Raw genomic sequence first — 15,177 nt, forward strand, 5'->3', positions numbered from 1 at the left:
AAAATGAAAACAGTCATTATAAACACACCGCTTGGTTGTACAGAAATTCAAGGAGATGAAAACGGAATTTCAAAAATTCATGTGATGAATGAAGACATTGAAATTTCTACAAAAATTCCGAAGGAATTAAAAGAGGCTGTTTTACAACTTAAAGAATATTTTGAAGGGAAAAGTACTGAGTTTTCATTTAAAATTAATCCAGCAGGAACTGATTTTCAACAAAAAGTTTGGCAAGAATTAGTAAATATTCCTTTCGGGAAAACATGTTCCTATTTAGAATTATCAAAAAAATTAGGAGATGTAAAAGCAATTCGTGCAGTTGCTTCTGCCAATGGAAAAAATCCACTTTGGATTGTAGTTCCATGCCACAGAGTTATTGGAAGCGACGGCTCATTAACAGGTTATGCAGGTGGTTTGTGGCGTAAAAAATGGCTGCTCGAACACGAAAATCCAGTAAAACAAGAAAGTTTGTTTTAGATTTTTTAAAATCATTCTAACTTTTTCCTACTTTTATAACACAATCTTATAAAATTAGGAAATGAAATTTCTTTTAAAATTCTTCAAGTGGTTCGCTATTATTTTAGCGAGCATCATTGTTTTAATGTATATTTTTGATGTTGATTACCTATTACGTGCTGTAAGAACCATTTATTTCAAAGGTTATACAACCGCATTTTTAGAAGATTACAAAGAATTTCCAAATAGAGAAATTAAAAAAGGAACTGCTCAACCTTGGGCAATTTCATCAGATTATAACTCTGTTCCTGCAACTCAAAATTTACAAAAAACACATAAAGAGCTTCAAACCATTGCTTATCTCATCATTAAAAATGATAGTATTTGGCACGAAAGTTATTTTGATGGATTTGATAAAAACTCGAAATCCAATTCCTTTTCCATGGCAAAAAGTGTCGTTACTATGGCGATGGGAAAAGCCATTATGGATGGAAAAATTAAAAGCTTAGACCAAAAAGTAACAGACTTTTTTCCGGAATTAAAAGGTAATTATGCAAAAGACGTAACCATAGGTGATTTATCTTCAATGGCTTCTGGGTTAAGTTGGGATGAAAAATATTATAGCCCATTTTCAATTGTAACCCGCGCTTATTTTGATGATGATTTAAAAGGAATTATTTTAGGTTTAGACATAAAAGAAAAGCCAGGAAAATCTTTCAAATATTTAAGTGGCGCTACTCAATTATTGGCGATGTGTATTGAAAAAGCTACTGGTGAACATTTATCTGATTATGTTTCAAAACACTTTTGGCAACCCATGGGAGCCGAAAATGAAGCGCTTTGGCAACTTGACGAAGAACCAGACGGAATTGAAAAAGCGTATTGTTGTATTGCTAGTAATGCTAGGGATTTTGCTCGTTTTGGAAAACTATATTTAAACAATGGAAAATGGAATGGTAAACAATTACTAGATAGCGCATTCGTGAAAAAATGTATAACTCCACGTTTTGAAAAAAGTCCGCAATATGGATATGGTTGGTGGATGCACAACTTTTTAGGAAAAGATTTATATTATATGCGCGGGCATTTAGGGCAATTTGTAATTGTAATTCCTGAAGATAAATTAATCATCGTAAGATTAGGCCATTTAAAAGGTGTACAAACAACTTATGATCCTCACAGCGAAGACTTATATACATATATAGAAGAAGCTTACAATATGTTAGAACAAAGAAAAAACAAAAAAGAAATACATTAATCAACTACTACTCTCTATGATTGAAAAAATTAATTTAAACAACATTCTGTTTTTAGACATTGAAACGGTTCCAGAATACCACAATTATCGTGGTTTAGATAGCGAAACCCAACAACTTTGGGAACAAAAAACACAATACCAACGTAAAGATGAAGTCTCGGCAGAAGATTTTTACGAAAGAGCCGGAATTTGGGCTGAATTTGGAAAAATTATTACTATTTCTGTGGGTTACTTTGTAAACAAAGGTGATATTAGAAACTTTCGCGTTACTAGTTTTTGGGGAGAAGAAAAGAAAATTTTAAACGATTTTTCTAATTTACTAAACACACATTTTAACGGAGCACAACACGTTTTATGTGGTCATAATGCTAAAGAATTTGATATTCCGTTTATAGCTCGACGCATGATAATCAATGGAATTGCACTTCCAAATAAGTTGAATTTATTCGGCAAAAAACCATGGGAAGTAGCACATCTAGATACGTTAGAATTATGGAAGTTTGGCGACTACAAACATTTTACTTCATTAAAATTACTTACAAAAGTACTTGGTATTCCATCTCCAAAAGATGACATTGACGGAAGTGAAGTGGCGCACGTTTTTTACGTAGAAAACGATATTGACCGAATTATTACTTATTGTGAAAAAGATGTAATTGCTGTAGCACAAATTTTTCTGAGATTAAGACGAGAAGATTTGTTGGTGGAAGATGAAATTATTCATGTATAAAAAAAGGGAGCTAATTAAGCTCCCTTTTTTATTTTTATGCTAATGATTATTTATTAATAACCAATTTTTTTGTGGTTTTAGCACCTCCATTTTGAATGCTTAACATATAAATACCTTCCGATAAATTTTCAATATTTAATGTTTCAATGTTATTAGAAGAAACTTTAGAAATTACTTTTCTTCCTTGAACATCAAATAATTCATAGGTTGTTTCACCTGTTACACTTCCAGCTAAATCGATATTAACAATACCTTTAGCAGGGTTAGGATAAACTTTTAATGAATTTAAAACAGTATCATTAGAACCTAATGTTCCTGGTACAACGTTGCAAAAGTTTAAAGAAACTGCATTAATTGCTCCACCATCTTGATTACCAACATCTGAAACTTTTAATGTCCAAACTCCATCGGCATTCAACCCATTAAAATCTATAAAACTTTCAAAAGGCGCTACGATACCTCTAACAACAGGTGATGTTGCTTCACAAACAAGTGCAGCACCTGCTTCATCTAGTGTCGCTAAAATATTTGGATAAGTAGAACCACTACCTGAACATGGTTGGTTCAGTAAAATAATTTCTGGACTACCTATCGAAGCAGGTCCTTCAAGAGAAATTATCATGTCTCCAATCCAAGTGTGTGAAATATCTAGAGTTACTTTCAAATCACCTATTATGATTCCTCCTGTAACATTTATTGGAACTGAAGCAGTAACATTAGCAGTAGTAGCAATTGTTGCATCAGAAAAATCTGTTGCGTTAAATATATTACCACATGATATAATTCCTGTTTTAAAAGAATTTACAACTGCAGATGCATTTGTTGCTGAACCACATCTGTTTGAAGGAACAACTCTCCAATAATAAACAGTATCTTGGTTTAAATTAGATGCAATAAAATTAGATTCTTGTATTAATTGATTAACTACAGTTGTAGTAAATGTTGAGGTCGTAGAAACTTGAAGAAGGTAATTTTCTGCATTGATGTCATCTTGCCAATCTAAATTAATTGAAGTTGGTGTACCATTAAATCCATTTAAAGGACTTGTTAACGTAATTGGAGTAAAAGTAGAGCTAAACACTCTTAATGACTTAGTTCTTGTTTCAGTTTCTGTGCCGTTATTCCCAACAATACCTATGTTATAAAAACCAGGTGTTACAGAACCTAAATTAGTAACATTCATTGTAACTGTTCCGTTTGCACTTAAACTAGTTGGTGTAAAACTTACTGTAGCTCCTGCCGGAACACCAGTTGCAGTAAAATTAGTAGTACCAGCTCCCGATTGTTTATAATCAAAAGTATATGATGCATTTGCAGTAGAACATAAAACAACATCATTTGATTTTGAAATTAATCCAAAACTAGACGAAATTCCAGTTACAACTAAAGAATAATTCTGACCTCCAGTAACTAAATTACCTTTATGAGTAATTGTTATTACATAATCCCCTGCTGCTGGAGAATCAATTCTTACTAACTCTACGTTATCAATATTATTATCTCCTGCTCTAGTAGCAGCTAATGTAGGGTCAAGGCTATTTAATTTCCATGGATAATAAGTAGTTCCATCTTTAGTTATTCTAATGTCTAAATCATTAACTAAAGCTCTTGTAAGATCATTAACTATTAGACTATTGTTTGCAACTCCTGGAACATCTGTCCACGTAATAGATGCAATAAGAGGGTTTGCAGCTCCTCCATTTGATCTAACAGTCATAGTAAACGTTTGACCTTGGTTTAATCTTTCTTCAGAAATCCATGATGTTAAACCGTTATTATTTATAGTTTCAGCAGCTTTTTTTGCATTTAATAATCCCCAACCAAAAGAAGGGTCAGGTCCAACAGTTCCTGCATCATCAGCTGTATGACAAGCTAACCCCTTTAATGTAGCTGCTTTCATAAAACTATTTGTAACGTTTTTGTGATGCTGTTGCAAAAGAAGTAAAGTTCCTGTAACGTTTGGAGCAGCCATTGACGTTCCTGAGTAATCAGCAGTAGTAGTATTACCTGTACTAATAGGAGATACTAAGCCAGTACCATTTCCTGTAATATCCGGTTTAATTCTTCTATCATCAGATGGACCTTGGCTACTGCCTGAATTTATATTAACAGAAGTTAAAGATCCGTCTGCAGCAATTGTAGCATCTTGTGCATTAGCAATGGTTAGCACATTTTTTGCAACTTTATTACCCACTAATTTATCTATACCAAATGCTATTGGGTCTGAATTATCATTATTATTTCCATCATTTCCAGCGGAATAAACTGGTAAATAAAAAGGCGCATTATAAGTAATTTCATCCCAAGCCCTTGAATCTTCAACATATGCTCCAATATACCATGCTGGAAGTGGACCAGTCCCGCCTGTCACTGGTACGCCATATGAATGATTAGATAACAACATTCCATTTGCTGCTTCATTGATAGCCTCAGTTTCGTCATCTGTCCAATCAAAAGTTCTTGCTGTAGCACTTGTTGCCATACCTTTTACTTGAGCACTTCCGGCATTCCATGGTAAAGCTAAAATTGTACCTGTAACATGTGTACCATGACTACTATTTGTAGAAGGTGACGAAAAAGGAGTATCTACAGCTGTAACTCTACTAGTAGTGTTAGTGCTACTTGTATAAAAGGCATTGTGAGTGCTTCTAACTGGTCCACCATCCCATACACGAGCAACCATGTTTTGACCATCAAGTGTTAAACCTAATCCACCTCCAGTATTTAAAAAATTCGCTCTTGTAGATCTTGCGGCTATTACATTACTTTCTGTAGCATAATAAATCGGTTGATTCCCATCTGGAGTTAATTTCATTAACTCATGGTAAACACCGTCTTTTTCAAAGGTAATTGGCCATCCATTTCTTTCAGCTACTTCATAAGCTGCTTTTTTTTCTGCTGCTTCTTTCTTTTTGTAAGAAACTTGCAATTCTTTTAATTTATCTAAATCGTAATTTTTTGTGATTTTCTCTACATCTTCTTTTGTTTGAGAAAAGACAAAACCAGAAATAGACAATGAAAAAATAAATAGTAATCTTCTGATTTTCATAATGTTTAGTAGCTTGGGTTAATATATTATTTACAAATATATAATTATTTCTTAAAATCACTAAATATTTATATTTTTTTAATATTTGTTGAAATATTTTGAATTATAGTACATTTACGAAAAAATAACAATTTATGGTTTTAAGCAGATTCTGGTTAGTGATATTTATATCGTCTATCTTTTTTATTGTTTTCGGATTGTTTTCTTCTCAATACTATTCTATTGATTATGTGTTGAATGGCAAACAAGGCGAACCTCTTTTAATAGGTGAAAAGTATTTAAAAGAAGTGCCCCAATTTGTACAAGACAGCGTACAAAAAGCGGAAGACAAAACATTCGTTATTAATAAAAATGAAAAGGATGCCGACACTACCTACATCTATAATAATCAAACCGTAAAAATCTACAGCGGAAAACAAAAAGCCGATGGTTTACTTCCTATGACCAAAAGCAGTTTGTTTGATTTAATTCTACCATTAATTGCCTATTTATCTTTTTTCTGTGGTATCATGGAATTGCTTATAATTTCAGGCGCTTCTGAAAGATTAGCTAAAAAACTAAGTCCGTTATTTGCTAAAGTATTTCCTTCGATTCCTAAAAACCACGAATCGATTTCATATATGACGTTGAACTTTTCCGCCAACTTTTTAGGATTAGACTCAGCGGCAACTCCTTTTGGTTTGAAAGCTATGCAAAGTTTACAAGAATTAAATCCTGATAAAGACAGAGCAAGTGATGCCCAAATCATGTTCATGTGCTTACATGCTGCGGGTTTAACATTAATCCCAACCTCAATTATTGGTTATCGTGCGGCTGAACATGCTGCCAATCCTGCTGATGTAATGTTGCCTTGTATCATTACTTCTTTCGTAGGAACAATTGCTGCTTTCATTTTGGTGGGAATAAAACAAAAAGTAAATTTCAAAAGTGCTTCTTTATTAGCGGCTTTAATGGGTGTTATCGGAGCCATTGTTGGATTATTATTTTACGTAAACAGTTTAGATTTAATCGGGAAAAATTATTTTACTTCTAATCTTTCTGGATTGTTATTGATATTAATCATAGGTGGAACTTTGATTTTTTCTTTCGTTCAGGAGAAGAAATTCGTAGAACAAAAAACAACCATTTTCGACACATTTGTATCAGGAGCCAACAACGGATTAAAAACGGGAGTAACTATTTTTCCTTATGTAATGGGAATGTTAGTAGCTATTTCGTTATTCAGAAATAGTGGTTTGTTTGAAAATATAAGCTACGGAATTTCATTTCTATTTGCTCATCTTGGTGTCGCTAAAGAGATCACCGATTCACTCCCTGTGGCGATGTTGCGTCCTTTTAGTTCTGGTGGTTCACGAGGTTTTATGATTGATGCGATGAAGCAATTTGGACCTGACTCCTTAACGGGAAGATTGAGCTGTATTTTCCAATGCAGTGCCGAAACAACTTTCTACGTGATTGCCGTTTATTTTGGAAGTATCAATGTGAAAAACACACGTTATACGTTAGGCATGATGCTTTTAGTGGATTTAATCTGCGTAATTACAGCGATTTTTGTGGCGAGTTGGTTTTTTTAAGGGATGAAAAGTAATTATAATTATAAATTTTACGGTGATCTTAATTTATACTATAGGCATAAATATATCACGGGATTATTATTGTTAATTGTATTTATTTTTATGCCTATATCTATTATTTATGGCATATTTGGATTTTTAATTTCTTTTATTTTAGTCATTTCAACTTTGATATTTATTCTAAATAAATTCAATCATGAAAATAATCTAATTCTATTTACAGACGAACAAATTATTCATCTTAAAAAAGATTTTATTTCCGAAATAAAATACGAAGATGTTAGGAAAATTGAACGTATTTATCAACCAAAAGGCCTTACGATACATGAACTTAAAACTAACAATCAAACTTTTAAATTTAATATTTCAATTAAAGTAAATACCATTTTTCCTTATAGTTCTTTCTATGAATTAATACTAAATAAGAATAAAAACATTGAAATAATTGAAATCGTATTTTGTGATAAACATAAATATTTTTTACATCATGGAGAAGTTAGAAAAATACAAATTGATTAAATCTATATAACAAATAACCAAAATTCATTTTTCCATTCCCATCAAAAATCCGTAACTTTACCTTTCAAAACATACACACAATGGACTTTTTATATCAAGACCCGTATCCAATTTTAAAAGACGATACACACTACAAAAAATTAACTTCCGATTACGTAAAAGTAGAGCAACTTGGCGATAGAGAAATCTTAGTGGTGGATCCAAAAGGATTAGAATTACTAGCACAAGAAGCAATGGACGACGTTTCATTTATGTTGCGTTCGGCACATTTACAAAAACTAAGAAACATTATCGAAGACCCAGAAGCAACAGACAACGATCGTTTTGTGGCTTATAATTTATTACAAAATGCTGCGGTGGCTGTGGAAGGTCAATTGCCTTCTTGCCAAGATACTGGAACAGCAATTGTAGTTGCCAAAAAAGGTGAAAACGTTTACACAGGCGTGGAAGATGGTGAATGGTTATCCAAAGGAATTTACAATACATACCAAAATAAAAATCTTCGCTACTCGCAAATTGTTCCGATTTCGATGTTTGAAGAAAAAAACTCAGGTTCGAATCTTCCTGCTCAAATTGATATTTATGCTAAAAAAGGAAGTTCGTATGAATTCTTATTTTTAACAAAAGGTGGCGGTTCGGCAAACAAAACGTTTTTATATCAAAAGACAAAATCGTTGTTAAATGAAAAATCGTTAGACGAATTTGTTCGTGAGCGCATTATGGATTTAGGAACAGCGGCTTGTCCTCCGTATCACTTGGCTATCGTTATCGGTGGAACTTCTGCGGAAGCGAATTTAGCAGCCGTGAAAAAAGCATCAGCTGGATATTATGACAATTTACCAACTTCTGGAAATATGTCAGGTCAAGCATTTCGCGATTTAGAGTGGGAAAAAAGAGTACAAATTATTTGTCAAGAAAGTCAAATTGGAGCACAATTTGGTGGAAAATATTTAACACATGATGTGCGTGTGATTCGTTTACCACGTCATGCTGCATCTTGCCCTGTTGGAATGGGAGTTTCTTGTTCAGCTGATAGAAATATCAAAGGAAAAATCACGAAAGACGGAATTTTCTTAGAACAATTAGAAACCAATCCAGGTCAGTTTTTACCAACATCAGCTCCACATTTAGAGCCAGCGGTAGAAGTTGATTTAAACAAACCAATGGCTGAAATTTTAGCAGAATTATCAAAATACCCAATCAAAACACGTTTGAAATTAAACGGAACGTTGATTGTAGCTCGTGATATTGCACATGCAAAAATCAAAGAATTGTTAGACGCTGGAAAACCAATGCCAGAATATTTCAAAAATCACCCAGTATATTACGCTGGACCAGCAAAAACCCCAGATGGAATGCCTTCAGGAAGTTTTGGACCAACAACCGCAGGAAGAATGGACGTTTATGTAGACGAATTCCAAGCCGCTGGCGGAAGCATGATTATGTTAGCAAAAGGAAATCGTTCTAAACAAGTTATGGATGCTTGCAACAAATATGGTGGATTCTATTTAGGTTCGATTGGTGGACCTGCTGCTATTTTAGCGAAAGAAAACATCTTAGCTGTTGAAGTAGTGGATTTTGAAGAATTAGGAATGGAAGCCGTTCGTAAAATTACCGTGAAAGATTTCCCAGCATTTATTATTACGGATGACAAAGGAAATGATTTTTTTATGAATCTTTAGTCTTAGAACAAAGAGAATAGACGCAAGAAAAAAGAAACCTGTGAGTTGAAAGACTTACAGGTTTTTTTATTTGAAATAGGATTCTAATACAGTTATTGATTTTTTGACTTTACTATCAAATATGAATTTCAGAATTAAGAGAAACCCAATCAAAAATGGAAAAAACAACAATACTTGTTTCTCTTGAATTTTCGTATAAATAAACACAATAAAAAGAGGTTCGACTAATATTATAAACCACAATACTTTTTTCATTATCGAACTTAAATCAAACACTAAGTCGATTTGATTGCCGTGAATTTTTCCTGTAATTTCTGGTCGAAATTGATTTCTTGGTCCGAAATCAAATGTAGGTTTAATATTAATTTCTCCATTTAAATTTACACTTCCTTCAAAATCGAATTTAGAATTGTCTCGATGAAAATTTTCAACCTTATTTTGAAGAATTGCAATGATTTCTTCTTTTGAAAGTAAGGTTTTTATAGTGTGAGTTTTTTTGAACATTATTCAGTAATTTTTACTTCAATTATGCTGTCTTCTAACTTTTTATTTTTTATATCAAATTTAATTTCATTGGGGCTTTTAATCATTTCATCATTGTTTTTATCAATGACTTTAAATTCAATTTCATTTACATCAATATTTTCTTCTTTTGGTTTATACTTTTGCTCTAATACATAAATTGAAAAGAATAACACTATAAAAATAAGTGGAAAACAATTTATAAGATAAAATAAATTAAAAACGACTTCTTTGAAGTTTTTAGATTTTAATTCAATATATCTACTGATTCCGATAAAAAATAATAAAAAATAAAAAATTAAAATAAAAACTGTTGCCTCTATTACCCCAAAAAAAATAAAACTCAATATGATTAATTGAAAAATAAAACTTAATAATGCAACAAATCTAATACTTGTCGAAAGTTTGTGTTTTAACCGATCAAATAAATTCATAACCAAAAATTACTCCACAAACAAAACCAATCCTTTCAAATAATGCCCTTCTGGATGGTAAATGTTGGTTGGATGATCGGGTCCTTGTTCTAATTTGTGTAAAACTCGGATGTTTCTTCCGGTTTCTATGGCTGCTGCGGCTACGGTATTATAGAATAAAACATCGTCAATTACTTGTGAGCAAGAGAACGTGAATAAAATTCCGTTGGGTGCTAAGGCTTTTAATCCTGCAATGTTTAAACGTTTGTAGGCTTGTGTTGCGGTGTGTTTACTTTTGATGCTTTTCGCGAAAGCTGGCGGGTCTAATACGATGACATCATATTGTTGCGTGTGTTCTTTCATGAAGTTGAACACGTCGTCAGCTACAGCTTTGTGATTGGCGTTTGGGAAATTTAATTCCATATTACTAGCTGCTAAGTCCACAGCTTTTTGAGAAATATCTACCGAGGTAACTAATTCGGCTCCGGCACTCATGGCATAAATGGAAAATCCTCCTGTGTAACAAAACGTGTTTAGTACTTTTTTGCCCTTTGAGAATTCGCCTAATAATTTTCGATTTTCGCGTTGGTCTAAGAAGAAACCTGTTTTTTGTCCTTCTACCCAATTTACAGAAAACAAAATGTTGTTCTCTTTGGCAACTGCTTCTGCTTTGTTTCCAAATAAGAAATAATCGGTTCCTGTATTCGGTAATGTTCCCGAACTTTTGCAATAAATGGTTTCGCAATAGTCTGGAAAATTCGATTTTATGGCTTCGGCAATTTGCTCCATTTGAAGAAAAACTCCTGTTGAATGCGCTTGAATTACCCAATTTTTATCGTAATAATCAATAATTAATCCCGAAATTCCATCGCCTTCTCCGTGAATTACTCGGAACGCATTGGTAACTTCAAAATCTAATAATTGTGTGCGTAAATACCAAGCTGATTGTAGTTTGGCTGCCCAAAAGTTCTCAGAGAAAGTCTCTTCGCCGAAAGTCAAAATACGAACTACGATACTTCCTTTATCACTGAAATATCCGGTTCCTAAATGATTGTTTTTCGAATCAACTACATCTACCATTTCGCCGTCGTTTATTTCACGACTTACGCCATAAACCGCACCACTGAAAATCCAAGGGTGACGACGTTGAATAGATTTTTCTTTACCTGATTTTAGAATTACTTTTGGTAAGCTCATTTTCTTTAAAATATATAAAAACCTGACAGGTTAGAGTAACCTATCAGGTTTAAAATTATAAACTCTTTTTATTAATCGATTTTCATTTCCGGAATTTCTCCTTCAATGATTAAATCGGCTTCAGTTGCTTTGATAATATCTTCTACTGAAACACCTGGCGCGCGTTCTAACAATTTAAAACCTTTTGGTGTGATTTCTAAAACGGCTAATTCCGTAACAACTTTTTTCACACAACCAACACCGGTTAATGGAAGCGTACATTTTTTAAGAATTTTTGATTCTCCAGCTTTGTTTACGTGCATCATAGCTACGATAATATTTTCTGCTGAAGCTACTAAATCCATAGCGCCACCCATTCCTTTTACCATTTTTCCTGGGATTTTCCAGTTGGCAATATCTCCGTTTTCAGAAACTTCCATCGCACCTAAAATAGTTAAATCTACTTTTTGCGCACGAATCATTCCGAAACTAAACGCAGAATCAAAGAAACTTGCTCCTGGCAAAGTGGTAATCGTTTGTTTTCCTGCGTTGATGATGTCAGCATCTTCTTCTCCTTCAAAAGGAAATGGACCCATTCCTAAAACTCCATTTTCCGATTGAAATTCAACTGAAATATCGGTACGAACGTAATTGGCAACTAAAGTTGGAATTCCGATTCCTAAGTTTACATAGTAACCGTCTTTTACTTCTTGTGCTATTCTTTTTGCTATATCTTCTTTTGATAACATAATTCTTTCTTTTACTGAACACTAAAAACTGAACACTGTTTACTTTTGACGAACTGTGCGTTGCTCAATTCTTTTTTCAAACTTCTCTCCTTGGAAAATACGGTTGACCATAATTCCTGGGATGTGAATTTCGTTAGGATTTAAAGTTCCTGCTGGTACTAATTCTTCAACCTCAGCAATAGTGATTTTTGCAGCACCTGCCATACAAGCGTTGAAATTACGAGCTGTTCCTTTGAAAATAAGGTTTCCTGCTTCGTCACCTTTCCATGCTTTTACGATAGAAAAATCAGCTTTGTAAGCCAATTCCATCACGTGCATTTTTCCGTTGAATTCACGTGTTTCTTTTCCTTCAGCAACTTCCGTTCCGAAACCTGCTGGAGTAAAGAATGCTGGAATTCCGGCTTGAGCAGCACGACATTTTTCAGCTAAAGTTCCTTGTGGTGTTAATTCTACATCTAATTCTCCTGAAAGCATTTGACGTTCAAATTCAGCGTTTTCTCCCACATAAGAAGAAATCATTTTTTTGATTTGACGTTTTTGTAATAGTAATCCCAATCCGAAATCATCCACACCTGCATTGTTTGAAATACAAGTTAGATTGGTTACATTTTTATTTACTAATTCAGCAATACTGTTTTCGGGAATACCACAAAGACCAAAACCACCTAACATGATGGTTTGTCCGTCTTGAATTCCTTCCAACGCTTCTTTAACGTTATTAACTTTTCTAGAAATCATATTTTGGTTTGTTGTTGTTTATAATCCGAATTCGTCCATGTCTGGCTCGTCTGTTGGAACAGCTGTGGTATCAACTACTTTTTTAGGTGTCCAACAATCTACTTTTATTTGTAAATCTTCTGGTTTTTCAAATGGCTCCTTAGACACATCTAAATAAGCGTCGTCATAACATTTCTTCATAAAAATACCCCAAATAGGAAGAGCTGTTGTAGCACCTTGACCCATATTTGTTGAACGAAAGTGCGCTGCTCTATCTTCATTTCCAACCCAAATTCCGGTTGCTAAATTAGGCACCATACCTATAAACCAACCATCAGAATTGTTTTGAGAAGTTCCTGTTTTTCCTGCAATTGGATTTCCGAAACTATAATCATATTGAACAAATCCAACTCCTCCATAATTTAATCTTGCACCTGTACCTGACTTTGTAACACCTTCCATTAATTTAACAACAGCATAAGCTACATCTTTATTAACGACGTCTTTTTGATAAGGAACAGGTTGATCTATTACGACACCATTTTTATCTTCAATTTTAATAATAAACGTTGGCTTTACGTATACTCCTTGATTAGCGAAAGTACTCATAGCTCCAACCATCTCTTCAACTGTAATATCTACTGCGCCCAAAGCAATAGAAGGTTGAACAGGAATTTTGGATGTAACGCCTAATTCTTTAACCATATCTACTACTGCCTGAGGTCCTACACGATCTATTAATTTAGCTGAAACAGTGTTTATTGAATTAGCTAATGCTTTTTGTAATGTTGTTGTACCCCTGTAATTACCATCTGAATTTTTTGGTGACCAATCGGCATCGATTCCCCATTTTCCTTTTGGCATGGTGAAATAACTGTCGATAATAGAATCACAAGGCGACATTCCTAATTGTTCGATAGCAGTTGCGTATACAAAAGGTTTAAAAGTTGAGCCTACTTGTCTTGCTCCTTGACCCACGTGATCGTATTGGAAATATTTATAATTTACACCACCTACCCAAGCTTTGATGTGACCGCTTCTTGGTTCCATAGCCATCATACCTGTTTGAAGCATATGTTTGTAGTAAATAATCGAATCTTTTGGTTTCATGATGGTGTCTTTTTCACCTTCATACGTAAAGATTTTCATTTTTGCTGGCACATCAAAAGACTTAATAATTTCCTCTTTAGTTTTTCCATTCAAATCCATTTTTCTCCAACGCTCAGAATTTTTCATGGCTTGGTTCATAATTTGTTGGGTTTGCTCTGGAGTAATATCAACAAAAGGAGCGTTTTCTTGGTCTTTCTTACCTTTAAAAAACTCTTTTTGAAGGTTTTTAAGATGTTCGTAAACCGCTTCCTCTGCATACTGTTGCATTTTTGAATCGATAGTCGTGTAAATTTTTAAACCATCGCGATACAAATCATATTCTGTTCCATCTGGTTTTAAATGATCTTTCACCCATTTCTTCATGTAATCTCTTAGATATTCTCTGAAATAAGTAGCACTTCCTTCGGAATGACTTTCAGGCTTGAAATCTAACTTGATAGGAAGTTTCTTTAATTCCTCTTTTTTTGATTCGGTAATTACACCATTTTTAACCATCTGACCTAAAACTGTATTTCTTCGGTCTAGAACCAATTTTGCTCTTTTTTTTCGGTTTGGATTATATAAAGATGGGTTTTTTAACATTCCGATGAATAAAGCCGATTCTTCTATTGTTAAATCTTTTGGTTCTTTGTTCATGTAAATTTTAGCTGCCGAACGAATTCCAACAGCGCCATTCACAAAGTCAACTTGATTTAAATATAATGCAATAATTTCTTGCTTGGTATATTGACGCTCCAAACGAATAGCAATAATCCATTCTTTTACTTTTTGAATTACTCGGAATACGATGAATTTTGAACCTTCACCATGAAATAAATTTTTTGCCAATTGTTGTGTAAGCGTACTGGCTCCACCGTCTTGAGCTAATTTTACCACTGCCCTCAATGTTCCTTTAGCGTCAATTCCTGAATGTTCATAAAAACGTTCGTCTTCTGTTGCTACAAGTCCTTTTACTAAATGTTGTGGCAAATCTTCGTACTTAACAGGTGTTCTATTTTCTTTGTAAAATTTACCAATGACTACTCCATCCGAAGAAATAATCTCGGTTGCTACATTAGAATCTGGATTTTCCAAATCGTCAAACGAGGGCATTTTTCCGAAAAATCCCCATGATGCAAAAAGGAATAATAAAATTACACCTAAAAATCCATAGGCAAATAATTGCCAAAATTTTCTTTTATACTCTGAAAAATCGTTTGTATTTGCTTTTTTGGTAGCCATA

The 15,177-nt window shown here is 33.6% G+C and carries 13 protein-coding genes; 6 read left to right on the forward strand and 7 right to left on the reverse strand.

The annotated features are described in order from the left end of the window. Positions 1-3: 3 nt before the first annotated feature. The 3 genes from C8D80_RS07480 to C8D80_RS07490 all read left to right on the forward strand — a co-directional run bounded on the left by C8D80_RS07480 (position 4) and on the right by C8D80_RS07490 (position 2,444). A complete protein-coding gene (locus tag C8D80_RS07480) occupies positions 4-477 on the forward strand; it encodes a methylated-DNA--[protein]-cysteine S-methyltransferase (protein ID WP_133608954.1) in 474 nt (157 codons plus the stop codon). 61 nt (positions 478-538) lie between these two features. Further along, complete coding sequence (locus C8D80_RS07485) at positions 539-1,714, forward strand: serine hydrolase domain-containing protein (RefSeq protein WP_133608956.1); 1,176 nt, start codon at positions 539-541, stop codon at positions 1,712-1,714. A 16-nt stretch (positions 1,715-1,730) separates the two neighbouring features. After that, positions 1,731-2,444, forward strand: a complete 714-nt coding sequence (locus C8D80_RS07490) for a 3'-5' exonuclease (RefSeq protein ID WP_133608958.1) — start codon at positions 1,731-1,733, stop codon at positions 2,442-2,444. A gap of 46 nt (positions 2,445-2,490) precedes the next feature. On the opposite strand, the gene C8D80_RS07495 is transcribed toward C8D80_RS07490, so the two are convergent. Then, positions 2,491-5,493, reverse strand: a complete 3,003-nt coding sequence (locus C8D80_RS07495; protein ID WP_133608960.1) for a S8 family serine peptidase — start codon at positions 5,491-5,493, stop codon at positions 2,491-2,493. Positions 5,494-5,627: 134 nt separating this feature from the next. On the opposite strand from C8D80_RS07495, the gene C8D80_RS07500 reads away from it, so the two are divergent. The 3 genes from C8D80_RS07500 to C8D80_RS07510 all read left to right on the forward strand — a co-directional run bounded on the left by C8D80_RS07500 (position 5,628) and on the right by C8D80_RS07510 (position 9,268). Beyond that, the gene (locus C8D80_RS07500; protein WP_133608962.1) at positions 5,628-7,067 is read left to right on the forward strand and encodes a nucleoside recognition domain-containing protein; all 1,440 of its coding nucleotides are present in this window, start codon (positions 5,628-5,630) and stop codon (positions 7,065-7,067) included. 3 nt (positions 7,068-7,070) lie between these two features. Next, positions 7,071-7,586 carry a hypothetical protein gene (locus C8D80_RS07505; RefSeq protein WP_133608964.1) on the forward strand — a complete coding sequence of 172 codons (516 nt, stop codon included), beginning with the start codon at positions 7,071-7,073 and terminating at the stop codon, positions 7,584-7,586. A gap of 80 nt (positions 7,587-7,666) precedes the next feature. Then, positions 7,667-9,268 carry a fumarate hydratase gene (locus C8D80_RS07510; RefSeq protein ID WP_133608966.1) on the forward strand — a complete coding sequence of 534 codons (1,602 nt, stop codon included), beginning with the start codon at positions 7,667-7,669 and terminating at the stop codon, positions 9,266-9,268. A gap of 66 nt (positions 9,269-9,334) precedes the next feature. Here the strand turns inward: C8D80_RS07510 and C8D80_RS07515 are convergent, their stop codons facing one another. From C8D80_RS07515 to C8D80_RS07540, 6 genes are all read right to left on the reverse strand, one after another. Next, positions 9,335-9,772 carry a hypothetical protein gene (locus C8D80_RS07515; RefSeq protein WP_133608968.1) on the reverse strand — a complete coding sequence of 146 codons (438 nt, stop codon included), beginning with the start codon at positions 9,770-9,772 and terminating at the stop codon, positions 9,335-9,337. Then, positions 9,772-10,224: a hypothetical protein gene (locus C8D80_RS07520; RefSeq protein ID WP_133608970.1), complete on the reverse strand. Its 453-nt coding sequence runs from the start codon at positions 10,222-10,224 to the stop codon at positions 9,772-9,774. Before C8D80_RS07520 ends, C8D80_RS07515 begins: the two co-directional genes overlap by 1 nt. Before the next feature lie 9 nt (positions 10,225-10,233). Then, a complete protein-coding gene (locus tag C8D80_RS07525) occupies positions 10,234-11,400 on the reverse strand; it encodes a class I SAM-dependent rRNA methyltransferase (RefSeq protein ID WP_133608972.1) in 1,167 nt (388 codons plus the stop codon). A gap of 71 nt (positions 11,401-11,471) precedes the next feature. Beyond that, positions 11,472-12,128, reverse strand: coding sequence for a CoA transferase subunit B (locus C8D80_RS07530; protein ID WP_026725591.1), 657 nt, complete (start codon positions 12,126-12,128; stop codon positions 11,472-11,474). Positions 12,129-12,167: 39 nt separating this feature from the next. Then, on the reverse strand, positions 12,168-12,866 hold the full coding sequence (locus C8D80_RS07535; protein WP_133608974.1) for a CoA transferase subunit A: 699 nt from the start codon (positions 12,864-12,866) through the stop codon (positions 12,168-12,170). Between the two features lie 18 nt (positions 12,867-12,884). After that, a complete protein-coding gene (locus C8D80_RS07540) occupies positions 12,885-15,176 on the reverse strand; it encodes a penicillin-binding protein 1A (protein ID WP_133608976.1) in 2,292 nt (763 codons plus the stop codon). Between the last annotated feature and the right edge of the window lies 1 nt (position 15,177).

Source organism: Flavobacterium cheniae (assembly GCF_004363695.1).
Classification (GTDB): Bacteria; Bacteroidota; Bacteroidia; order Flavobacteriales; family Flavobacteriaceae; genus Flavobacterium; species Flavobacterium cheniae.

Bases quoted from the DNA above. Each gene is read 5' to 3' on its own strand.
- C8D80_RS07480 (WP_133608954.1), top strand. From the start codon at position 4: ATGAAAACAGTCATTATAAACACACCGCTTGGTTGTACAGAAATTCAA.
- C8D80_RS07485 (WP_133608956.1), top strand. From the start codon at position 539: ATGAAATTTCTTTTAAAATTCTTCAAGTGGTTCGCTATTATTTTAGCG.
- C8D80_RS07490 (WP_133608958.1), top strand. From the start codon at position 1,731: ATGATTGAAAAAATTAATTTAAACAACATTCTGTTTTTAGACATTGAA.
- C8D80_RS07495 (WP_133608960.1), bottom strand. From the start codon at position 5,493: ATGAAAATCAGAAGATTACTATTTATTTTTTCATTGTCTATTTCTGGT.
- C8D80_RS07500 (WP_133608962.1), top strand. From the start codon at position 5,628: ATGGTTTTAAGCAGATTCTGGTTAGTGATATTTATATCGTCTATCTTT.
- C8D80_RS07505 (WP_133608964.1), top strand. From the start codon at position 7,071: ATGAAAAGTAATTATAATTATAAATTTTACGGTGATCTTAATTTATAC.
- C8D80_RS07510 (WP_133608966.1), top strand. From the start codon at position 7,667: ATGGACTTTTTATATCAAGACCCGTATCCAATTTTAAAAGACGATACA.
- C8D80_RS07515 (WP_133608968.1), bottom strand. From the start codon at position 9,772: ATGTTCAAAAAAACTCACACTATAAAAACCTTACTTTCAAAAGAAGAA.
- C8D80_RS07520 (WP_133608970.1), bottom strand. From the start codon at position 10,224: ATGAATTTATTTGATCGGTTAAAACACAAACTTTCGACAAGTATTAGA.
- C8D80_RS07525 (WP_133608972.1), bottom strand. From the start codon at position 11,400: ATGAGCTTACCAAAAGTAATTCTAAAATCAGGTAAAGAAAAATCTATT.
- C8D80_RS07530 (WP_026725591.1), bottom strand. From the start codon at position 12,128: ATGTTATCAAAAGAAGATATAGCAAAAAGAATAGCACAAGAAGTAAAA.
- C8D80_RS07535 (WP_133608974.1), bottom strand. From the start codon at position 12,866: ATGATTTCTAGAAAAGTTAATAACGTTAAAGAAGCGTTGGAAGGAATT.
- C8D80_RS07540 (WP_133608976.1), bottom strand. From the start codon at position 15,176: ATGGCTACCAAAAAAGCAAATACAAACGATTTTTCAGAGTATAAAAGA.